The organism is Bradyrhizobium sp. AZCC 1678 (assembly GCF_036924765.1).
Taxonomy (GTDB): domain Bacteria; phylum Pseudomonadota; class Alphaproteobacteria; order Rhizobiales; family Xanthobacteraceae; genus Bradyrhizobium; species Bradyrhizobium algeriense.
Map to the genome: position 1 here is coordinate 1,763,711 of NZ_JAZHSE010000001.1, position 22,327 is coordinate 1,786,037.

Genomic DNA, 22,327 nt, shown 5'->3' on the forward strand with positions numbered 1-22,327 from the left:
ATCTCCAGCGCCCCATTGACACTCCGGCCCGAATAATACCAGATATAGCCGTCACGGCCCGCCCTATCGCAAGATTTGGTGGCTAAGAGGGAAGTCGGTGTATCGCGTGTTTTGCGAGAATCCGACGCTGCCCCCGCAACTGTAAGCAGTGAGTTGTTCCCGATTTCACGTCACTGATGCGGCCACGCATTGGGAAGACCGGGTACGACGCCGACCTGCGAGCCAGGAGACCTGCCGCGACACCAAAAAACGTCCACGGGCGGGGTGTCCGGCGGCCGCTTGCAGAATCATGCCGGTGCTTTGCCGCCGGGCATCCAATGCAGCGTCGCCCCAAGACATCCAGCCCCAACAACACTACGGGGTCTGCCGATGTCGCAATCTTCTCAACTCGTTTCTCCCGAAGCCAAAGCCGCTCCCTTTCTCGCGTTGCGCTCTGAATCATCAGCCGCGCCTCCAATGCAGGTGATCCGCCGCAACGGCACGGTTTCGAAATTCGATGCCAGCAAGATTTCGGTCGCGATGACCAAGGCGTTCCTCGCGGTCGAGGGGCATGGCGCGGCCGCTTCCCGCCGCGTGCATGAAATCGTCGAGCAACTGACCGACGAAGTCGTCGGCGCGCTGTCGCGCCGGATGAGCGAGGGCCGCACCTTTCATATCGAGGACGTGCAGGACCAAGTCGAACTGGCCTTGATGCGCAGCGAGCACCACAAGGTCGCGCGCGCCTATGTGCTGTATCGCGAGGAGCGAACGCGGCAGCGCGCCGGGCAGGAAGCGGCCAAATCGGCCAAGCCGTCAACCGGACCTTTGTTGCATGTGACGCTGGCGAACGGGACGAAAGTTCCGCTCGACACGGCGCGGCTGGTGTTGATCGTCAACGAGGCGTGTGCTGGCCTCGATGGCGTCGAGGCGGCTCCAGTGCTCACTGAGACCCATCGCAATCTCTATGACGGCATCAGCCAGGATGAATTGGCGCTGGCGTCCGTCATGGCTGCGCGCACGCTGGTCGAACAGGAGCCGAACTACGCCTATGTCAGCGCGCGGCTATTGCTCGACAAGCTGCGCACCGAGGTGCTGTCGTTCGTGCTCGGTGCGCCGACCAGCGCGTCGCAGGCCGATATGGCGGTACGCTACGGCGAATACTTCCCCGCCTACATCAAGACCGGCATCAAGGCCGAGCTGCTCGATCCCGATCTGGCGCGGTTCGACCTGAAGAAGCTCGCCGCGGCGCTGAAGCCGGAGCGCGATCTGGCGTTCCAGTTTCTGGGGCTGCAAACGCTGTATGACCGCTATTTCCTGCATGAACGCGGCAACCGCATCGAACTGCCGCAGGCGTTCTTCATGCGCGTCGCGATGGGCCTTGCGCTGCGCGAGATCGACCGCGAGGCACGCGCTATCGAGTTCTACGACCTGCTGTCGTCGTTCGACTTCATGGCTTCGACGCCGACGCTGTTCAATTCGGGAACGCTGCGACCGCAATTGTCGTCCTGCTTCCTTACCACCGTTGCCGACGATCTTGACGGCATCTTCAAGTCGGTCAAGGACAACGCGCTCTTGGCGAAATATTCCGGCGGGCTCGGCAACGACTGGACCCGCGTGCGCGGGCTAGGCGCCCACATCAAGGGCACCAACGGCGAGAGCCAGGGCGTGGTGCCGTTCCTCAAGGTGGCGAACGATACCGCGATCGCGGTCAACCAGGGCGGCAAGCGCAAGGGCGCGGTCTGCGCCTATCTCGAAACCTGGCATATCGACATCGAGGAATTTCTGGACCTGCGCAAGAACACCGGCGACGACCGTCGCCGCACCCATGACATGAACACCGCGAACTGGGTGCCCGACCTGTTCATGCAGCGCGTCGAGGCCGATGGCGAATGGACGCTGTTCTCGCCGGACGAGACGCCCGATCTGCACGATCTCTACGGCACGGCGTTCGCCGAGCGTTACGCGTTCTATGAAGCGAAGGCGGCGCGCGGCGAAATCCGGGTGTTCAAGCAGGTTCGCGCCACGGATCTTTGGCGCAGGATGCTGACCATGCTGTTCGAGACCGGGCATCCCTGGATCACGTTCAAGGACCCCTGCAATCTGCGCTCGCCGCAGCGCCACGCCGGCGTGATTCATTCCTCGAATCTCTGCACGGAGATCACGCTCAACACCTCCGACGACGAGACCGCCGTCTGCAATCTCGGCTCGATCAATCTGCTCAACCACGTGCGGGAAGGGCGGCTGGATGAGCCGCGGCTGAAGCGCAGCGTGGCCATCGCGATGCGGATGCTCGACAACGTCATCGACATCAATTTCTACACCATCCCGGAAGCGCGCCGCTCGAACCTGCGGCACCGCCCGGTCGGTCTCGGGCTGATGGGATTCCAGGATGCGCTGCAGGCGTTGCGGATCGCGATGGCTTCCGATGCGGCTGTTGCCTTCGCCGATACCAGCATGGAGATGATCTCCTACTATGCGATCTCGGCCTCCGTCGATCTGGCGGCCGAGCGCGGGCGCTATCCGTCGTTTGACGGCTCGCTGTGGAGCCGGGGCATTTTGCCGATCGATTCGATCGAACTGCTGGCGGAAGCCCGCGGCGGCCTTGCGATGGACCGCGGCATGGCGCTTGACTGGGATCACTTGCGCGAGCGCGTCAAATCATCAGGCATGCGCAATTCGAACGTGATGGCGATCGCGCCGACGGCAACGATTTCAAACATCTGCGGCGTGGCGCAGTCGATCGAACCCGCTTACCAGAACCTCTATGTCAAATCCAACATGTCCGGCGACTTCACGGTGGTGAACGAGTTTCTGGTCCGCGACCTCAAGGCGCGCGGGCTGTGGGACGAGGTGATGGTCAACGACCTCAAATATTTCGACGGCAGCGTTGGCACCATCGATCGCATTCCGGACGACCTCAAGGCGCTCTATGCCACAGCCTTCGAGATCGACAGTGCCTGGCTGATCGAGGCGGCCTCGCGGCGGCAGAAATGGATCGACCAGTCGCAGTCGCTTAACCTCTATATCGCCAATCCCTCAGGCAAGAAGCTCGACGCGCTCTATCGGCTGGCCTGGGCGCGCGGGCTGAAGACGACCTATTATCTGCGCTCGCGCAGCGCGACGCATGTCGAAAAATCCACGCTCCGGGGCACCGACGGCAAGCTCAACGCCGTTGCGGCTGCACCTGCGATGTCGGCCGCGCCGATCATCGTCCCGTCCGCCATCACGGCGCCTGACCTGTCCGGCGCGGTGGCATGTTCCATCGACAATCCCGAATGCGAAGCCTGCCAGTAAGCAGACAAGAAGAGAAGGAAACGACAATGCTCGACTGGTCAGAACCCGCTGCGCCCCTGCGCCGGATGCCACTTCCCTTGGTGGCGCAAACCACTGTTGCGGCCGATCAAACCGGCCTCGGCACGATCGACCGCAGCGGCGGCAGGGTGTCCGTGGACGACAAGCGGATGATCAACTGCCGCGCCGACGTCAATCAATTGCTGCCGCTGAAATACAAATGGGCATGGGAAAAGTACCTCGCCGGCTGCAACAATCACTGGATGCCGACCGAAGTCTCGATGCAGGCCGATATCGCGCTGTGGAAATCGCGCGACGGCCTGACCGAGGATGAGCGCCGCGCCATCAAGCGAAACCTCGGCTTCTTCGCGGCTTCCGAAAGCCTCGTCGCCAACAACATCGTGCTGGCGATCTACCGCCATCTGACCAATCCGGAATGCCGGCAATATCTGTTGCGGCAGTCCTTCGAGGAGGCCGTTCACACCCACACCTTCCAGTACATCGTCGAAAGCCTCGGCCTCGACGAGGGAGAGCTGTTCAACATGTACCGCGAGGTGCCGTCGATCACTGACAAGGCGGCGTGGGCGCTGAAGCATACCCAGCACCTCGACGATCCCGATTTCAGGACCGGGACGCCGGAAGCCGACCAGGCGTTCCTGCGCGATCTCGTCGCGTTCTATGTGATCTTCGAGGGCATGTGGTTCTATACCGGGTTCGCCCAGATCCTCTCGCTCGGCCGCCGCAACAAGATGGTCGGGATCGCCGAACAGTATCAGTACATCCTGCGCGATGAATCGATTCACCTGAACTTCGGCATCGACGTCATCAACCAGATCAAGATCGAGAATCCGCATCTGTGGACCAAAGCCTTTCAGGACGAGGTCCGCGCCATGGTGCGTGAGGCGGCCGAACTGGAAGCGGCCTACGGGCGGGACACCATGCCGCGCGGCTTCCTCGGCCTGAATGCGGCGTTGTGCGAGAGCTACATGCACTTCATCGCCAACCGCCGCTGTGCGCAGCTTGGGCTACAGCGGGTGTTCGACGAAACCGAAAATCCGTTTCCATGGATGTCGGAGGCGATGGACCTTAAGAAGGAGAAGAACTTCTTCGAGACGCGGGTGATCGAATATCAGAACGGCGGGGCGCTGAGCTGGGAGTAGGGGTTACTTGTTGCACTCCTCAGAGGTCGTCCCTGCGAACGCAGGGACCGATAACCGCCGAACGTAGTTGTGTAAGCAGGCGTCTGCCATACGGCGTTATCGATAGATCACGCGGTATGGGTCCCTGCGTTCGTAGGGACGACAACAAAAACTGCCGTTGCTGCGTCAAAACTTAAGATTTCCTCAATTCGGCCCGGTCTATTGCTTTAGGGGCGTGCGCTTTGGGACAGGCGCCCGAGCAAGGATCTCGCATGGCCGCCTCTCACTCCACCTTCAGGCCCGCACCGGAGCAAACTGCAATTCCCGCGTGGCTCGTCAGGGTCTGTCTGGTGCTGGCGGTTGCGAACGTGACCCTTTGCCTGTCGGCGTATTTCTCGCACTGGTGGGTTTACAATGCTGACGGCCTCGGCATCCCGACCGACTTCATCAACGTCTGGGCGGCCGGCCGCCTGGTGCTCGATGGTGTCCCGGCTCAGGCCTATGACTGGGACATCCAGAAGCAGGTCGAGGTCGCAAAACTCGGTCAGGATTTTGTCGGCTATTTTGCCTGGCACTATCCGCCGCCGTTCCTGTTCGTCGCTTCGTTGCTGGCACAGCTTCCCTATCAACTCGCCTTTATCGGCTGGGTTGTGGTCAGCTTTCTGCCCTTTGTTGTCGCGATGCGCGCGATCGTCGGCCGCAACTTCGGCTATTTGCTCGCGCTCGCCATTCCGATGGCGTTCATTAATGCGCTGGTCGGGCAGAACGGATTCCTCACCGCGGCGCTGATCGGCGGTACGCTCTATCTGATTCCAATACGCCCGGTGCTGGCAGGCATCTGCCTCGGGCTTCTGACGTACAAGCCGCAATACGGGCTGTTGTTTCCGATCATGCTGATCGCAGCCGGGCATTGGCGCGTGTTCATCAGCGCCGGCGTAACGGCGGTCGTGCTGGCCACCGCTTCCTGGCTCGCCTTCGGCATCGAGAGCTGGCTGGCGTTCTTCCACTGGATGCCGAAATTCTCGCAAGCCTTCCTGACCGAAGGCAAGGCCCCATGGTGGAAGCTGCAAAGCATCTTCTCGATGGTGCGTTACTTCGGCGGCACCGAGCCGCTCGGCTGGGCATTCCAGTGGGTTCTCACCGCCTCCGTGGCCGTGGTGCTGGCGCTGATGTGGCGAAGCCGCGTGCCCTACACGCTGAAGGCCGCAGCGCTTGCCGCCGGTACGCTGCTGACCACGCCCTATCTCTTCATGTACGACATGATGGTGCTGGCGATCCCGATCGCCTTCATGGTCCGCGTCGGACTGAAGACCGGTTTTCGCACCTACGAGTTCCCGGCGCTCGGCGCCGTCGTCGCTCTCATCGGCTGCTATATGTTCACGGGTATTCCGACCGGCTTTGGCGCCACGCTGGTCGTGTCCACGCTGGTCCTGCGCCGAGCCGGATCGTGGTGGCGGCATGAGCCGGTGCCAAAGCTGGTTGCGGCCGGCGCGTGAATGGCGTGAGGCGATGGCGGCAATATCATGCGCAGGGGGCATGAAATCACCGCTGGCTATTTGATGAACGCCGCCCACAACGCGGCATTCGCTAGCGCCTTGGCCGGCAAATCCTTCCCGAAACACGCTGAAAACCGTCTTGTCATCAGCCGTGAATAGTTGTTCACTTCTTCAAAGCGATGAGTACGTTTATCGCTCAAGATGTTGAAGGTGTGCGTGTTCTGGCAGGCTCCACGGGGGCTCGAGAGCGCGCCGGGGACGGACGACGCGCCATGGTCTATCGGCGAACCCATCAGGTCGTAAAGCGGCTGGCGGCGCGGCGTAGCGCCATCCTGGCGGCGGCGCGGGACGCAGCGGCCGAAGGCGGCATGGCGGCGGTGCAGATTGCTCCGGTCGCAGTCCGCGCCAATGTCGCGGCCGGCACCGTCTACCGCTACTTTCCCTCCAAGGCCGAGCTGATTTCCGAATTGATCGCCGAAGTGTCGCGCGACGAACTGGCGGCGATCCGCCGCGCGGCGGATGCCGCTCCCGGGCCGTCCTCGGCACTGGCTGCCGCCGTTACCACGGTGGCCGTGCATGTGCTGTCACAACGCAAGCTCGCCTGGGGCATTCTGGCCGAACCGGTCGATGTCGACGTCTCGGTGTCGCGGCTTGCCAGCCGCCGTGAAATCTCCGGCGAGATTGCCGCCAGAATCGACGCCGCGGTGCGCGCCGGCCATCTGCCGGCGCAGGATACGGCACTTGCCGCCACCGCGCTGCTCGGCGCGCTGCATGAATCGCTGGTCGGCCCGCTGGCGCCCGAGAACCTGGATGATTCCGCGAAGCTGCGCGACGCCGTGCAAACCGTCACGTTGTTGGCGCTGCGCGCCGTCGGCGTGATGGATGCCCGCGCCCGCGGCCTCGTGGTGCAGGCGGTACTGCCGGCGAAAGCGCTGGTCGGGGCCTGAACCCGGCTGTTCGACACGCCTGTGTCGCAACCATTTGCCACGCTGCGGCTTATCGACGGGTTCAACCGCGATCAGGAGCATGCGATGACGACGACATCAGGATCCGCCAAATGGCAGGGCGGCATCAAGGACGGCAAGGGCGCGATCTCGACCAGGAGCGGCGCGCTCAGCGATTACCCCTACGGCTTCGCCAGCCGCTTCGAGGGCAAGCCCGGCTCCAATCCGGAAGAATTGATCGGCGCCGCGCACGCCGCCTGCTTTACCATGGCGCTGTCGCTGATTTTGGGAGAAGCCAAGCTCACCGCCGAACACATGGAAACCAAGGCCGACGTCACACTGGAAAAGCAGGGCGATGGTTTTGCGATCACGTCCGTGCATCTGACGCTGAACGCGAAGATCCCGGGCGCGGACAAGGCGATGTTCGAAGAACTGGCGGGCAAGGCCAAGGCCGGCTGCCCGGTGTCGAAATTGCTGAACACGAAGATCACGCTGGACGCGACGCTGCAGTAATTGGCGTTGTCATTCCGGGTTCGCGCCTGCGCGCGCCCCGGCGCACGTACACCGTCACTTCTTCGCCGCGCCCTCCGGCTCGACATTGGCGATGCGCACCATGTTGGTGGTGCCGGCGATGCCGAGCGGCACGCCGGCGACGATGATCACGCGCTGGCCGGCGTTGGCAAAACCGTCACGAAAAGCAATGGAGCCGGCGCGATCGACCATGTCGTCCTGGTCGTGGGCGTCTTCGGCCACCACGCAATGCACGCCCCAGACGACGGACAATTTGCGGCCGGTGACAAGGTTCGGCGTGATCGCCACCACCGGCAGCTTCGGCCGCTCGCGCGCCACGCGGATCGCCGTCGAGCCCGAGGAGGTCCAGCAGATGATCGCCGACAATTCCAGCGTCTCGGCGATCTGTCGCGCGGCGTCCGCGATGGCATCTCCAACCGTATTCTCCGGGTTGGACCGCTGCGCCGTCAGCACGGAGCGATAGGTCGGATCGCGCTCCACTTCCTCGCCGATGCGGTTCATGGTCGAGACCGCTTCGACCGGGAATTTGCCGGCGGCCGATTCAGCCGACAGCATGATGGCGTCGGCGCCTTCATAGACGGCGGTCGCGACGTCGGAGACTTCGGCGCGCGTCGGTACCGGCGCCTGGATCATCGATTCCAGCATCTGCGTCGCAATCACCACCGGCTTGCCGGCGCGGCGCGCCATCCGCGTCATTTGCTTCTGCAGGCTCGGCACCCGCTCCAGCGGCAGTTCGACGCCGAGATCGCCACGCGCCACCATCAGCGCGTCGGAGGCGTCGATGATTTCGCCGAGCCGGTCGATCGCCTGCGGCTTCTCGATCTTGGCCATCACGGCGGCGCGGCCGCGGATCATCCGCTTGGCTTCGTGAACGTCCTCGGCGCGCTGCACGAAGGAGAGCGCGATCCAGTCGACCCCGGTCACCAGCGCCGCTTCGAGGTCGGCGCGGTCCTTCGGCGTCATCGCCGAAACAGGAAGGTCGGTATCGGGCAGGCTGACGCCCTTGCGGTCCGACATCTTGCCGCCGATCACCACCCGCGTCACCGCGCGTTCGCTCGAAGTTTCCTCGGCGATCAGGCGCACCTTGCCGTCGTCGAGCAGCAGCGCATGGCCCGGTCGAAGCGCGGCGAGGATTTCCGGATGCGGCAACTGCACGCGGCTGTTGTCGCCCGGCGTCTTGTCGGAATCGAGCACAAAACTCTGGCCGTTCTTGAGCTGGGTGGAGCCTTCGGCAAAGGCACCGAGCCGCAGCTTCGGTCCCTGGAGGTCGACCAGGATGCCGATCGGGCGGCCATAGCTCGACTCGACATTGCGGATAGTCGAGACCAGCTCGCGCATCTTGTCGTGCGGCGTGTGGCTCATATTGATGCGGAATACGTCCGCGCCGGCCTCGAACAGCTTCCGGATCATCGCGCTGTCTGACGATGCCGGGCCGAGGGTTGCGAGGATCTTGATACGACGGAGCCGTCTCATTGCTTGGGCGCCGGGGCTGGCGGCAGACCCGGTCCGCTTGGCGGATTGGACAGGCCGGGAACCCCGCCGGGGCCGCCCGGTCCCATTGTTCCCGGAATTCCCGGCACGCGCTGCCCGGGTTGCTCGTTGGCTTCGGTCAGTTGCACGGTCCACGCTCGCTGTTCGCCTGTGTCGACCTCGAAGAACCCGGTGCGGTCGTAGCCGCGCGCCAGGCAATTCTCGGTACCCTTGATGGTGAATTCCTTGTCACGCGAACACATGAAGGCCTGTCCCGACCATTCGCCGCCGCGGTCATAGTCGAGCGCGTAGATGTAATAGTAACGGGCGACAAGAGTTCCGCGCAGCAGCGTCTCGCAACTGCGCGATGACACGTTCCACCAGCCTTCGGTGGTCCAGCCCTCGGGGTCCTTGTAGCCCAGCGCAATGCCGACCCGGCTGGAAGTGTTGTTGCAGAGCCGGAAATCGGCTGCCGCCGGACTGTTCCACAGGCACGTCGCCGCCAACGCGAGCATCGGCATCAGGCCGGCCGTCATGCGAGCGGAGAGGGAGGTCAGGCATCGAGAATCTTTTGCGGTCATGCAGTGAAGCTATATCAAATCATTGACGATTTCGCGTGAGCCGGCGGGACCTGTCAACGGCCGGGCACGCCTTTCCCGCGCTATGGGAAACGGGGACCCCACGTGCGATAGCCGCTTTTGCGCGCAGATATGGCAAAATCTGTGACAATTCCCACCTGATATCAATATGCTCGACCCCATATCACGCAGGACCCAGGACCCAAGGCCATGACGATCGACGACAAAACCAGAACGGAACTGGAAGCCGCCGTTTTCCGGCGCCTGGTTGACCACCTGCGCGCCCGTACCGACGTCCAGAACATCGATTTGATGAATCTGGCCGGCTTCTGCCGCAACTGCCTGTCCAACTGGATGAAGGAAGAGGCCGACGCCAAAGGGGTCGCCGTCAGCAAGGACGAGAGCCGCGAGGCGGTCTACGGCATGCCCTATGAGGAGTGGAAGGCGAAACACCAGGGTACGGCCACGCGGGAGCAGTTGGCCGCGATGAAGAAGGTCCACCCCGGGCATTGAGCCTTACTTCGTAGCCCCGGATGGAGCGCAGCGCAATCCGGGGCGGTGCCCGCCGGGCGAAAGTTTCCCGGATTGCGCGGAGCCTGTCATCGGGCGCGCATTCGCGCGACCCGTTGGCTGTGTGCCGAGTATGAACGACAGCTTGGAGGTGGAAGTCCTCTATCCAGCCTGATGACGGCGAAGGATTAGTGAAGCGCAAGGGCGTCATCGCGAGGTGGGGTCTGAAGAAAGCGTGGAGCAAAGCCGCGGCCCGATGGACAAGCACCGGATAATGAGGCCGTCCCGGCCGGACGAGCGAGCAGCCAATCGCGAAGTCCACGGTCATCAAAGGTCGGGGTGGTAGATCTGGCGGGCGTGCGGTGAAGGCGGTCGGTCTTACCTCGGGAGGTCTGCGCTGTGTCCCGGCAACGGGACTGAGGTCGCCGCAAGGCGGCCTGACCGCAGCGCAGAAGTCAGCAGCGGGCATATTAGGCGGTGGCGTGCCGCCGAAGGCCCAAACGGTGGAAGTGGTCAGTAGAGCGGTGATCTCGCACGAGCCATGCGGCAGAAGAATCAGATCGAGCTGAACTTGGACACCGGAGCGAAGGGTGAAGCCCTGAATGCCGCCGCCCAAGAGTCCGAAGCGCGCGCGGCGACCACCGACCTCGAACGCCCGGCGGCCGCAGGGCCGTCGATGGAAGCAGTTGTCGAGCGTGAGAACCTGAAGAAAGCGTTGGCGCAAGTGAAGCGCAACAAGGGCGCGGCGGGCGTCGACGGGATGACCGTCGGCGAACTACCGGCCTACCTGAAGGAGCACTGGCCCACGATCCGAGTTCAGTTGCTTGAGGACACCTACAAGCCGCAGCCGGTGCGGCGTGTGGAGATACCGAAGACGTCGGGCGGCGTGCGGCTGCTCGGCATCCCGACGGTGCTCGACCGCTTCATCCAGCAGGCAATGATGCAGGTGCTGCAGGCGGATTGGGACCGGACGTTCTCCGAGACGAGCTTCGGCTTCCGGCCGGGGCGCTCGGCGCATCAGGCGGTGGAACGGGCGCAGACGTACATCGCGTCCGGGCACGCCATCGTCGTGGACATTGATCTGGAAAAATTCTTCGACCGGGTCAACCACGACATCCTGATGGGGCTGGTTGCCAAGCGGGTTGCCGACAAGCGCATCCTGAAGCTCACCCGTGCCTTCTTGAATGCGGGGGTGTCGGAAGGAGGGCTGGTCAGCCCGACGGAAGAGGGTACGCCGCAGGGCGGTCCGCTCTCGCCGCTATTGTCGAACCTGATGCTGGACGTGCTGGACAAGGAGCTGGAGAAGCGCGGTCACCGCTTCGTGCGCTACGCCGACGACTGCAACATCTACGTACGCAGTCAGCGGGCAGGCGAACGGGTGTTGGCTGGCATCGAGCGGTTCCTTGAAAAGCGCCTCAAGCTCAAGGTCAACAAGGCCAAGAGCGCGGCCGCCAAACCGAGTGTCCGCAAGTTCCTGGGCTTCAGCTTTACCGGCGGAAGCGACCCACCGCGACGGCGCATCGCGCCGCAGGCGATCGCCCGCTTCAAGGCGAAGGTTCTGGAACTCACGCGACGCACGGGCGGTCGAAGCCTTGCGCAGATCGTCAAGGAGCTGTCGGTCTACCTGATCGGGTGGCGCGGCTACTTCGGCTTCTGCCAGACGCTGTCGGTGTTGCGCACACTTGACGAATGGATCAGGCGACGGTTGCGCGCCATCGTCTGGAAGCAATGGAAGCGTGGACCTGTTCGCTTCGCTGAGCTGCGACGCCGCGGCGTCGGCCGGGACCTGGCGGCACAAGCCGCCGGTAGCCCACGTGGCCCTTGGCGGCTCTCAGCGAGCCCTGCGCTCACCACGGCCTTGCCAAACGCATTCCTCGGGTCACTCGGCGTGGCTTCTGTCGCGCACTGCGGATCGCATAATCCGCCGAACCGCCGTATACGGACCCGTACGTACGGTGGTGTGGGAGGGAGGAGTCGTGAGACTCCCCCCTATCCCGATCCATCCGGCTACGTATCCTCATCTCCTGTGGGCGCGCTGTGGATGAGCGCGATGCTGCCTTGACGCAAGGCGCGGCGATCTTTCAGGTCAATCCTGAAAAAAGCGCCGTGCGGTAACGCGTGCGGCGCTTGATCTTTCAGCATCACTTTCAGTTCCATTCAGGAGTACCCGATGGCCACCTCCGCCGCCGCCGTCCAGGACGAGCCCGCGACAAAATTCGCCAAAGACCAGCTCAAGGCCATCATCGAGCGCATCGAGCGTCTGGAAGAAGAAAAGAAGACGATCTCCGACGATATCCGTGACGTCTATGCGGAAGCCAAGGGTAACGGCTTCGACGTCAAGGTGCTGCGCACCATCGTGCGCATGCGCAAGCAGGACGCCAATGAGCGCGCCGAGCAGGAAACCATTCTGGAGACCTACATGCAGGCGCTGGGGATGCTGTGAGGCGTCGAACGATGTCATACGCGGGCTTGACCCGCGTATCCATCAAACATCAAAGCCCTTCATGCGAAGAGGATGGATTGCCGGGTCAAGCCCGGCAATGACGACGAGCGCCTAGCGCAGCGCGGCGGTGCGCATTACGAACGACTGCGTCGGCAGTTGCGCGGTCGCCGATCCCGTGAAGCGGTCGCAGGTCATGCCCATCATCGGATCTTCCGAGAAGGCCATGGTGATCGCGGCCGGCGGCTTGACGAAGTAGCTGCGCATCTGGGTCATCTCGGTGTCGCCGAGTACCGTCGTCGACATCGCGCTGCTCGCGCTCGGCGCCAGTATCACCACCCGCATCCAGACATCGTTGCCCCGGGCGGCGGCGAGACGGGTCGAGGTCGCGACCACGGCGTCCTGACCCTGCGCGCCCTTGGCGACCACGGTATTGATTTCGGTTGCGGCACCGGCATTGCGCGCCAGACGGGTGGGACGCGGCGGGACCGGCGCGGAGGCAGCGACGACGTTGGCGCGATCGACCGGCGAGGAGGCGGCCGGTGCATAGGCCATCGCCTTGTTGAACGCTTCGGTGACGCTGGCGGTCGGCTGCGGATCGGTGGCGGCGGCGAGCGCCTGGCGTGCGCGCAGCGCTGCGACCTGGGCAGGGGTAGCCTGGTTCGCCGCCCTCGGTACGTCGTCCCAGAAGCCACGGGAGTTAATGATATCCGCCGGCGTCTGCGGTTTCGGCTCGGTGTTGTCGGCGGAAGCCTGTGCGGCCGGTTTCGCGTCAGGCTTAGCCTTGGGCGCCGGCACGATCTGCGCGTCGGCCGAAGCCAATTGGAGCGTGGCTCCGACCTGCGGTTTCGCACGCGGCGTCGGAACGGGATCCGGTGACTTCGCCGGTGACGCTGCGGCCGTCACGCTGGCCGGGGTGGGCTTCTCGTTCTTGACGGGAGCGCTGCCACCTTCGTCGTCCTCTTCGGTCGACTTGCCGCCCCTGAACAGGGCCGCGAACAGGTTCGGCATTTTGCCGACGGTTGCGGCATTGTCGCCATTGCCGCGGCGCTCGATGTCGGCGCGGGCCAGTTCATAGCCCTTCATCGGACCGCCATTGGACGGCAGGTGAACGGTGCGCCCATCCGGGAACACCCTGGCGAGTTGATCGTGGGTCATGCGCGGCCAGTGACGGACGCTGCCGGTGTCGAGATGGACGAACGGCGATCCGGAAGTCGGGTAGAAGCCGACGCCGCCACGCTGCAGGCGGAGCCCGGCGGCGCGGATCTGCTCCAGCGGCACGTCCGGAATGTAGAAGTCCATGGCGTGGCCGAGCATGTGCTGGCTGAAGCGCGCCACGCCGGAAGAGCGGCGGCGGAGCATGGAGTTGGTAGCGGGGGAGCGGTAGGCGGAGATGATCTGGATCGGCTTCTTGCCGTCGACGTCGCGGTAGACTTCCCAGAGGATGTCGAACAGATGCCGATCCATCGTGGTGGAGTCCTGGCTGCGCCAGTCGCGGAGGAAGTGATTGAGTTTCTTCAGCGCTTCTTCGTCGTAGCGACCGTCGCGCTTGAAGGTGACGGTGAGGTCTTCGTCGGAATGGGTGTGGTGGAAGGAGAGGGTGCGGGTTTCGTTCAGCGCCGTCGCATCATGCACCGAGCCGGCACCGGCGAGCAGCAACAGCGAAGTCAGCCCGATCCGATATCCGGCCTTTGGCAGAACAAGCGGATTGAATTGGCGCGCGAAACCAGCCAGCACGTAAGAGCCCACCCAGTCGACGAGCGTTCACGGTGTTTCTTTTGCAAGACCCCGGCAAAAGAGGGTGAACGCTTTCTTAAAGCGGGATGGTTAACCGATGTTTACCGTCCCGCCCCCCAGTTAGACTTAACCTAACCCGTGGACTGTGGCGAAAAAGTGCCCGGTGCCGAATCCTGGATGGATAGGGTTAACGTAAACGAACCCGCCCCGGAGGCGAGGTCGTTGATTTTGTTCGGAAATCCCGTTCGACGGGGTTACCGGGTGAATCGCTGTTGCGGCCGGCGGCCAACCGGGGCGGGCGGCGTCGCGGTCGACGGGCCGCCGAACAGGCGCTCGAAGAACGAGGGTCCGGAGGAAAAGGTGTTGTCGCTGGCGAAGCTGACGCCGGGCGGCAACGCATCCTTCGGGCGCGAATAGTTCGGCTGCGCGTGGGAGACCAGGGTCTCGAGGTCCCGGTTGCGGCCGTTCTTCAGCAAATTGATCATCGTGGCGTCGCGGCCGTAGATGTCCTTGCGGATATGCAGCTTGCCGGCATCGTCCACGAACGCGGTCTGGTAGGTGATGTTGACCGGTATCGGCGTCGGGAATTTCAGGTCGATCTCGCTGCGGCCGTACATGCTGCGGATTTTCTCCGGCGTGTAGCTCGCGTTCGGCATCACGATGTTGAGCAGCGTCGAGGCGTATTGATCCGGATTCTGCACCCGCATGCAACCATGGCTGAACGCGCGCTCTTCCTTGGCGAACAGATTCTTGTCCGGGGTGTCGTGCTGATAGACCAGGAACTTGTTCGGGAAGTTGAAACGGATGCGGCCGAGCGCATTGGCTTCGCCCGGCGGCTGCGAAATATGGATGCTGCCGTCGCGGTTGCGCTCCAGTCGCAGGCCCATGCGATCCAGCACGGTCGGATCCTGCTGCAAGGCGGGCAGATATTCGTTGTAGATGATCGACGGCGGTACGTTCCAGGTCGGGTTGACCGTGATGAACTTCATCGTCTCCGTCAGCATCGGCGTCGCATGTTTGCCCGGCTTTCCGGTCACGACCCGCGTGGTCCAGACCGGGGCCCCGTTCTGCATCACCTTCAGCGTGAAGTCGGGAACGTTGAGAATGACATAGGCGTTGCCGAGCGAGGCCGCGCCGAGCTGGCGCGGCAGCCAGCGTAGGCGCTCCAGATTGACGAGGACGATGTCGATCTGCCGGTCGCGCTTCGGGCTGTTGATCGCCTTCACCGTGCGGTCGTCGAGTACGCCGGTCGGCTTGAGATCGACGCTCTCCTGGAATTTGCGCACGGCGGATGCGACCTTGGCGTCGTAATGCGTGCTGTCGGGATGGTCGGCGATGCCGAGCTTGGTGCGTAGTTGCGGCACACGCGGATCTTCCGGCGCCACCTCACCGAGCTTCTTGGTCGCAGCCTTGTAAGCCAGCGCCGGCCCCTCGGCGATGTGGATCATCGGTCCGTCGCCCTGACCGCGCAGCTCGGCGAGCTTGGCCTTCAATTCCCTGTAGAGCTTGTGCGGCGGGTTGTAGCCGTCGAGCGCCGCGGATGCGTCCTTGGCGGTCGAGATATTGGCGAGCACTTCGGCCGGATCGGTCGGATGCTCGGGATAGAGGATGTCGGCCGCGACCTGCGACCAGTGCATCCGGCCGCTCTGGGCCTGTCGCGCATAGTCGAGCATGCTCGCGGTCAGTTTCAGTTCGGCTTCGGCGAGCTGGTCCGGCGAAGCGGCGGCCGCAAAATCCGGCACCGGATAGTCGGCCGGATTGAGGCCCTCGGAGGCGGCGTCCTTCAAACGGGTGATCACGCCCTTGCCGCTGTCGGTCAATTTGCCGGCTTGCGTCCATTGCGGCGCATAGTCGCGCGCGGAGTAGAACTTCTCGACGGCAGCGCGCTCGTTCTTGCGGTCGAAATAGCGCAGCGACTTGGTGCCAAGCATGTCGCGCAGCCGGTCGGCAACTGGCTGGTCGGCCGGTGCGACGGTGCTTACCTTCACCGACTCCTTGGCGGGTTCGGCGGCGGGCGCGGTGGCTGTCGCAGCCGGCGGCGCGGCGGTTGCGGCGTCGTTGGCTGCAGGCGTGGTGACGACTTCGGCCGGCTTGGGCTCGTTCGCCTTTGCGGCTGGGGCCGCCTCGGCCGGCTTGTCAGTTACCTTGGATGCGTCAGGCACCGTGGCGGTGGTGTCCGTCTTGAAGTCGTCGACGGTGGGAGGCGGAACGTTCGCAGGTTCGGGGCGGGGGACTGCTGCGTCGATCGCGAGCTCGGCGGCGCTGGCGCGCGGCGTGGTCGACTGGGCCGCCAGTGCTGAGGTCGCGGATACCGTGAGGAAGGTTGCCGCGACGGCCATCAGCACGCGGTCAAATCCTGCACGATTCGTCGAACAGTCACGCATCGTCACACCCCCTTGGGCGAACTGCCCCGGCATGGAACAGTCGTTAGGTATCGTTCGTCACGGCTTGCGCGGGAAGCGCCGGCTCGGTCGGTTTCTCAGTCGTACGCCTGCACGCCACGGTTCAAACGCAGACGATACATATGCCCCTCTCATGCAGCCAGCGCCATGCGGGACAACTCACGACAAACTGACCTCAAACAACCCGTTTGCATTCGGGTCTCGCGGTTTTGCCACGCTCCCCGCCGTTTGTCTGTCACCGCCAAGCCACGGTTCAAAAGCTTCCGAACGATGGATGTCGTTGGTTTGCCACGATCTTTGCCATGCGGGCGCCATAATCGCCCGTCGGCCGTCCGCTCAGTTCGCGTCCTGCGCGCCGTCTTCGGCAGGGTCGTTGGCGGCCGCCTCATCGAGCTTGCGGTAGAGCGTGGAGCGGCCGATCTTGAGTCGCCGCGCGACTTCCGACATCTGCCCGCGATAATGCGAGATCGCAAAACGGATGATCTCGTTTTCCATGTCCTCGAGCGGCCGCACCTCGCCGGTGGCGGTCAGCATCGAAAGGTTGCCGGCAGTGGCGAGCGGAGCAATCGGTATATCACTACCCGAAACCATGGCGGGCGCCGTCGATGGCGCGACGATCAACGGCTCGCTGTGCGCCAGCTGGCCGTCGGTTGCGGCGTGGCCGACGGTTTGCGGGAAATCCGACAGGCCGAGCTGGTCGCTCTCGCTCATGACGACGGCGCGATACACCGTGTTCTCGAGCTGGCGGATGTTGCCGGGCCAATCGAGCTGCGCGAGATGGGCCACGGCCTCGCCGCTGATGCCGGTGATGGTGCGGTTTTCCTCGGCGGCAAAGCGCGCCAGGAAATGCCGCAGCAGATGCGGGATGTCTTCGCGCCGCAGCCGCAGCGGCGGGATCGTCAGCGGCAGCACGTGCAGCCGGTAGAACAGATCCTCGCGGAATGCGCCGCTCTTCACGAGGTCGAGCAGTTTGCGGTTGGTCGCGGAAATGATGCGGACGTCGACCTTCACCGGCTTGCGGCCGCCGACTGCCTCGACGGTGCCTTCCTGCAGCGCGCGCAGCAGCTTTACCTGCGCCGCCAGCGGCAACTCGCCGACCTCATCGAGAAACAGCGTGCCGCCGGAAGCTTCGACGAATTTGCCCATATGGCGTTCGGTGGCGCCGGTGAAGGCGCCCTTCTCGTGACCGAACAGGATCGATTCCACGAGATTGTCGGGGATGGCGCCGCAATTGACCGCGACGAACGGTTTCGACTTGCGTTCGCTGGAACCATGGATGGCGCGGGCGAACAATTCCTTGCCGACGCCGGACTCGCCCTCGACCAGTACCGGAATGCTCGAGCTCGCCGCCTTCTGCGCGGTGCGCAGCACGGCTGCCATGGTTTCGCTGCGGGTGATGACGTCGGCAAAGGTCAGCCGGCCTTCGCGGCTGTGGCGGATGCGCTGCAATTCGCCCTTGAGCGCAGAAGTATTGAGTGCGTTGCGCAGCGACACCTGCAGCCGTTCGAAGCCGACCGGCTTGACCACGAAATCCTGCGCGCCGGCGCGCATCGCTGAAACCACATTGTCGATGCCGCCATGGGCGGTCTGCACGATGACGGGGATGCTCAGGCCTGCTTCACGCATTTTTGAAAGTACGCCGAGGCCGTCGAGGCCGGGCATCACGAGGTCGAGCACCACCGCATCGATCACCTGCGCATCAGGGGCGGTCAGCAGGGCCACGGCGGCATCGCCGCTATCGACGACGAGGGGCTCATAACCGCACTTCTGCACCATGTTTTCAACCAAACGGCGCTGCACAGCGTCGTCATCGGCAATCAAAATGGTGGCAGCCATGGTTTTTCCCCGCACGCTACTGGATTGTATCGAATCGGGGCACTTTCGCCGATGCCGATTAACGCACGCTTAATTGTTGGAAATGGCATCCGTGGGGCGGGGAACTAAGCGTTGAGGTGTGGCCACACCTCCAGCGCGCCGCGGTAGCACATGTCGAGAGCTACATAGAGGATGATCGCGAGGCCGACATAGGCGATCCAGCGCTGCTTTTCCAGGAGGCGCGCGATGAAGTTGGCGGCGAGCCCCATCAGTGCGATGGAGAGTGCCAAACCGAATATCAGGATCATCGGGTGCTCGCGCGCGGCGCCTGCGACCGCGAGCACGTTGTCGAGCGACATCGACACGTCGGCGAGCGTGATCTGCCAGACGGCCTGGCCAAGCGTCTTTTGATGGCCCGCAGGGGCTGCCCCATCGAACGTGCTTGCGGCTGAAAGACTCTGCAATTTCGGTTCGTGATGATGCGACGCACGCAGCTCGCGCCACATCTTCCAGCATACCCAAAGCAGCAGGACGCCGCCCGCGAGCAGCAGTCCAATGATTTGCAACAACTGAACCGTGACGGAAGCGAAGCCGATACGCAGGATCGTGGCGGCCAATATGCCGATCACAATCGCCTTCTTGCGCTGCCCCTCGGGGAGGCCTGCAGCTGCGAGCCCGATGACGATCGCATTGTCGCCGGCGAGCACCAGGTCGATCATGATGACCTGAAAAAGCGCTGTCAGGTGTTGCGAGGAGATTAGTTCCAGCATTCGGGCCACTCCGTTGATGGTCCAATCCGACATCGCAGTTCGCTTGAACTGCCAGAGGGGCCCGGGCTTGGACGTCCGTAGAAAAAGACGCAGTCAGACTGCGGAAAAATGCTTCCCCGTTACTCAGGCTGATCCGTGAGGGCGAAGAGCCTGATCATCTGGTCCGGTTCGATCAGAACGGAGAGAACGACGCCGATGAACGTCAGGCTTCCGGCGAGGTCGAACCACATGACGCGGAATCGGTCGCGCCGGCAGAGCAGCGCGAAACCGGCCGTCAATGCCGCAACCGCAAAGAGCAGGGTGACGATCGCGGGTGCCAGGGCGTCCACCGGCACAATGTTCCGGATTCCCACGGTCGCTAACAGCGACACGAGCAGGATGCCGGCAAACAACTCCTTGCCGCGCGCCGCGGGGGGCCGGGGATTTGTCTCAACAATCTGACTGCGGTCTAAGAAAGCCATCTGATTCTTATTCGCGAGCTGAGATTGTGGTAGGGAACATCACCTACCCGGTCATTCACTCTAGATAGTTTAGTAATCATGAAACGAGGAAAACATCAAGACGTTTTCACTGAACGTCTTGCCGGCAAGGCTGTGCCGGAGGCCAAGCAATTGCGGAAATTGGCTGGGGATTGGCTCAAGGCGCGCAGGGCGGATGCCGAATTGTCGCAGGCGGATCTCGCTGCACGTCTTGGCCTGAAGTATTACACTTTCATCTCACAGGTCGAGAACGGCTTCAGCCGGGTTCCAACGGAAATTATGGGGGCATGGGCCAACGAATTGGGGATTGAACAGTCAGCCTTCGCTAAGCATCTGTTAAAGTACTACGAGCCGGAATTGCACCGGCTGCTGTTCGGAGCGGAAAGCAAATGAGCGTCGTGGCGTTCGAGCGTAAACAGAACACCGGCGAATGGAGTGAAAGGGAACTGGGCACCATCCTGGCGACACTGAGCGCGGCGACTGCGCCGGAGACCGGACGCGAATGGGAAACCGGCGTGACGGAAAAGGGCGACGTCCAGTTCTATCTGCTGAGCCCGCTGCCGGATCAGGCCTGCGAGTTGTGCGTGTCCCGGATCGGGGGTCGTTACATCCTGGAAGACGGATCGGGCCGGCTGCTGTTCGAGCATCGCAACCTCGATCTCGTGGCACTTCACGCGAAGGCCGCCGTCCCGTCGACGTCGTGGCTCATGGTCCGCGTGATCACGTTGTGGATTGCGATTCGCAGTGCGACCGACGAAAAGCTCGATTCGATGCTCCTCGAGGGTGAAGAGCTGTTCGTCCAGTTCGTGCCGCAGCTTGTGGCTTTCGCCTGATCTCGCAAACCCATTTCCTGATCACCTCCCAATTTTGAAAGTGTCATGAGCGTGAAATCTGCGACCTCCCGAGCCGGCAAGACGTCCCGCAAATCAGCCACGGGCAGCAAGGCGGCCGCAGCCAAATCCAAAACCGGCAAGCTGCCGGAATGGAATCTGGCCGACCTATATTCCGGCATCGGCGCGGCCGAAATCGCACGCGACCTGCAAACGATGGATGCGGAATGCATCACGTTCGAGACGGATTACAAAGGCAAGCTGGCGGAAGGCGTTGCCCGCGACGATGGCGGCCTTTGGCTTGCCGAAGCGGTGAAGCGCTACGAGGCGATCGACGATCTCGCCGGTCGGCTCGGCTCCTATGCCGGCCTCGTTCATGCCGGGGACAGCGTCGATCCGGCGATTTCCAAATTCTATGGCGACGTCTCCGAGCGGCTGACGGCGGCTTCGGTACATTTGCTGTTCTTCGCCCTCGAGCTCAACCGCATCGACGACGCCGTGATCGAGCGCGCGATGCAGACGGCGGAGCTTGGGCATTACCGGCCGTGGATCGAGGATCTGCGCAAGGACAAGCCGTATCAGCTCGAAGATCGCGTCGAGCAGTTGTTTCACGAAAAATCCCAGAGCGGCTATGCCGCCTGGAACCGGCTGTTCGACCAAACCATCTCCGGCCTGCGCTTCAAGGTCGGCGGAAAGGAACTGGCGATCGAGCCGACGCTCAATCTGCTGCAGGACCGCGCGCCGGAAAAGCGCAAGGCCGCTGGCCAGGCGCTGGCCAAGACTTTCAAGGACAATGAGCGGACGTTTGCGCTCGTCACCAACACGCTTGCCAAGGACAAGGAGATTTCCGATCGCTGGCGCGGCTTCAAGGATGTCGCGGATTCGCGCCACCTGAACAACCGCGTCGAGCGCGAGGTCGTCGATGCCCTGGTCGGTTCGGTTCGCGCGGCCTATCCGCGGCTCTCGCATCGCTATTACAAGCTGAAAGCCGGCTGGTTCAAAAAGAAGAAGCTCGCGCATTGGGACCGCAATGCGCCGCTGCCGTTTGCGGCCACCGGCACGATCGCCTGGCCCGAGGCGCAGAAGATGGTGCTGACGGCGTATCGCGGTTTCTCCGCCGAGATGGCTGCGATCGCGGAACGCTTCTTCACCGATCGCTGGATCGATGCACCGGTGCGGCCGGGCAAGGCGCCGGGCGCGTTCTCGCACCCGACCACGCCGTCGGCACATCCCTATGTGCTGATGAATTATCAAGGCAAGCCGCGCGACGTGATGACGCTCGCCCATGAGCTCGGCCATGGCGTGCACCAGGTGCTGGCGGCCAAAAATGGAGCGCTGATGGCGCCGACGCCGCTGACGCTCGCCGAGACGGCCAGCGTGTTCGGTGAAATGCTGACTTTCAAGCGGCTATTGTCGCAGACCAAAAACGCCAGGCAGCGCCAGGCGCTGCTGGCCGGCAAGGTCGAGGACATGATCAACACCGTGGTGCGGCAGATCGCGTTTTATTCGTTCGAGCGCGCCGTGCACACCGAGCGCAAGAACGGCGAATTGACTGCGGAGCGCATCGGCCAGATCTGGCTCAGCGTGCAGGGTGAAAGCCTCGGGCCGGCCATCGACATCCGTCCCGGCTACGAAAATTTCTGGATGTACATTCCGCACTTCATCCATTCGCCGTTCTACGTCTACGCCTATGCGTTCGGCGATTGCCTGGTGAACTCGCTGTATGCGGTCTACGAAAATGCCTCGGAGGGTTTTGCCGAGCGTTATCTCGCCATGCTCGCGGCCGGCGGCACCAAGCATTATTCCGAACTGCTCAAGCCGTTCGGGCTCGATGCCAAGAACCCCCAATTCTGGGACGGCGGGCTGTCGGTGATTGCCGGCATGATCGACGAACTGGAAGAGATGGGCTGACGGGT

18 protein-coding genes and 1 riboswitch are annotated in these 22,327 nt (G+C 63.2%); of the genes, 11 read left to right on the forward strand and 7 right to left on the reverse strand.

Features of this window, described 5'->3' with window-relative positions; all coding sequences use genetic code 11:
- Positions 1-37: 37 nt before the first annotated feature.
- Positions 38-253, forward strand: a riboswitch (cobalamin riboswitch).
- 116 nt (positions 254-369) lie between these two features.
- The 5 genes from V1294_RS08395 to V1294_RS08415 all read left to right on the forward strand — a co-directional run bounded on the left by V1294_RS08395 (position 370) and on the right by V1294_RS08415 (position 7,362).
- Positions 370-3,273, forward strand: a complete 2,904-nt coding sequence (locus tag V1294_RS08395) for a ribonucleoside-diphosphate reductase subunit alpha (protein ID WP_334496330.1) — start codon at positions 370-372, stop codon at positions 3,271-3,273.
- A gap of 26 nt (positions 3,274-3,299) precedes the next feature.
- Entirely contained in the window at positions 3,300-4,430 is a 1,131-nt protein-coding gene (locus V1294_RS08400; RefSeq protein WP_334496331.1) for a ribonucleotide-diphosphate reductase subunit beta, read from the forward strand.
- A gap of 251 nt (positions 4,431-4,681) precedes the next feature.
- Positions 4,682-5,905: a glycosyltransferase family 87 protein gene (locus tag V1294_RS08405; RefSeq protein WP_334496333.1), complete on the forward strand. Its 1,224-nt coding sequence runs from the start codon at positions 4,682-4,684 to the stop codon at positions 5,903-5,905.
- Between the two features lie 272 nt (positions 5,906-6,177).
- Positions 6,178-6,852: a TetR/AcrR family transcriptional regulator gene (locus V1294_RS08410; RefSeq protein WP_108514149.1), complete on the forward strand. Its 675-nt coding sequence runs from the start codon at positions 6,178-6,180 to the stop codon at positions 6,850-6,852.
- Between the two features lie 84 nt (positions 6,853-6,936).
- The gene (locus V1294_RS08415) at positions 6,937-7,362 is read left to right on the forward strand and encodes an OsmC family protein (protein WP_334496335.1); all 426 of its coding nucleotides are present in this window, start codon (positions 6,937-6,939) and stop codon (positions 7,360-7,362) included.
- A gap of 54 nt (positions 7,363-7,416) precedes the next feature.
- Here the strand turns inward: V1294_RS08415 and pyk are convergent, their stop codons facing one another.
- Entirely contained in the window at positions 7,417-8,853 is a 1,437-nt protein-coding gene (pyk, locus tag V1294_RS08420) for a pyruvate kinase (RefSeq protein WP_334496337.1), read from the reverse strand.
- Entirely contained in the window at positions 8,850-9,431 is a 582-nt protein-coding gene (locus V1294_RS08425; RefSeq protein WP_108514147.1) for a DUF1036 domain-containing protein, read from the reverse strand. The genes pyk and V1294_RS08425 overlap by 4 nt, the downstream gene beginning before the upstream one ends.
- A 207-nt stretch (positions 9,432-9,638) precedes the next feature.
- Between V1294_RS08425 and V1294_RS08430 the strand changes: the two genes are divergently transcribed.
- The 3 genes from V1294_RS08430 to V1294_RS08440 all read left to right on the forward strand — a co-directional run bounded on the left by V1294_RS08430 (position 9,639) and on the right by V1294_RS08440 (position 12,381).
- Positions 9,639-9,941 (forward strand): DUF1244 domain-containing protein, encoded by a 303-nt coding sequence (locus V1294_RS08430; RefSeq protein WP_334496340.1) that lies wholly within the window; start codon positions 9,639-9,641, stop codon positions 9,939-9,941.
- Between the two features lie 538 nt (positions 9,942-10,479).
- The gene (ltrA, locus tag V1294_RS08435) at positions 10,480-12,000 is read left to right on the forward strand and encodes a group II intron reverse transcriptase/maturase (RefSeq protein ID WP_334496342.1); all 1,521 of its coding nucleotides are present in this window, start codon (positions 10,480-10,482) and stop codon (positions 11,998-12,000) included.
- Positions 12,001-12,108: 108 nt separating this feature from the next.
- Complete coding sequence (locus tag V1294_RS08440) at positions 12,109-12,381, forward strand: DUF2312 domain-containing protein (RefSeq protein WP_108514145.1); 273 nt, start codon at positions 12,109-12,111, stop codon at positions 12,379-12,381.
- Positions 12,382-12,492: 111 nt separating this feature from the next.
- Here the strand turns inward: V1294_RS08440 and V1294_RS08445 are convergent, their stop codons facing one another.
- From V1294_RS08445 to V1294_RS08465, 5 genes are all read right to left on the reverse strand, one after another.
- Complete coding sequence (locus V1294_RS08445; protein WP_442895326.1) at positions 12,493-14,115, reverse strand: DUF882 domain-containing protein; 1,623 nt, start codon at positions 14,113-14,115, stop codon at positions 12,493-12,495.
- Positions 14,116-14,369: 254 nt separating this feature from the next.
- Positions 14,370-16,499, reverse strand: coding sequence for a L,D-transpeptidase family protein (locus V1294_RS08450; protein ID WP_334496346.1), 2,130 nt, complete (start codon positions 16,497-16,499; stop codon positions 14,370-14,372).
- 354 nt (positions 16,500-16,853) lie between these two features.
- Positions 16,854-18,353, reverse strand: a complete 1,500-nt coding sequence (locus tag V1294_RS08455; RefSeq protein ID WP_334496348.1) for a sigma-54-dependent transcriptional regulator — start codon at positions 18,351-18,353, stop codon at positions 16,854-16,856.
- 104 nt (positions 18,354-18,457) lie between these two features.
- Positions 18,458-19,102, reverse strand: a complete 645-nt coding sequence (locus tag V1294_RS08460) for a TerC family protein (protein WP_108514141.1) — start codon at positions 19,100-19,102, stop codon at positions 18,458-18,460.
- Between the two features lie 119 nt (positions 19,103-19,221).
- A complete protein-coding gene (locus tag V1294_RS08465; protein WP_334477128.1) occupies positions 19,222-19,563 on the reverse strand; it encodes a hypothetical protein in 342 nt (113 codons plus the stop codon).
- 78 nt (positions 19,564-19,641) lie between these two features.
- Here V1294_RS08465 and V1294_RS08470 point away from each other — a divergent pair, with 78 nt between their 5' ends.
- Genes V1294_RS08470 through V1294_RS08480 form a run of 3 tightly spaced genes read left to right on the forward strand, consistent with a single transcriptional unit; the run spans position 19,642 to position 22,322 of the window.
- Positions 19,642-19,974: a helix-turn-helix domain-containing protein gene (locus tag V1294_RS08470; RefSeq protein WP_334477129.1), complete on the forward strand. Its 333-nt coding sequence runs from the start codon at positions 19,642-19,644 to the stop codon at positions 19,972-19,974.
- Positions 19,971-20,414 carry a hypothetical protein gene (locus V1294_RS08475; RefSeq protein ID WP_334496350.1) on the forward strand — a complete coding sequence of 148 codons (444 nt, stop codon included), beginning with the start codon at positions 19,971-19,973 and terminating at the stop codon, positions 20,412-20,414. Before V1294_RS08470 ends, V1294_RS08475 begins: the two co-directional genes overlap by 4 nt.
- A 45-nt stretch (positions 20,415-20,459) precedes the next feature.
- Complete coding sequence (locus V1294_RS08480; RefSeq protein WP_334496352.1) at positions 20,460-22,322, forward strand: M3 family oligoendopeptidase; 1,863 nt, start codon at positions 20,460-20,462, stop codon at positions 22,320-22,322.
- Positions 22,323-22,327 lie beyond the last annotated feature (5 nt).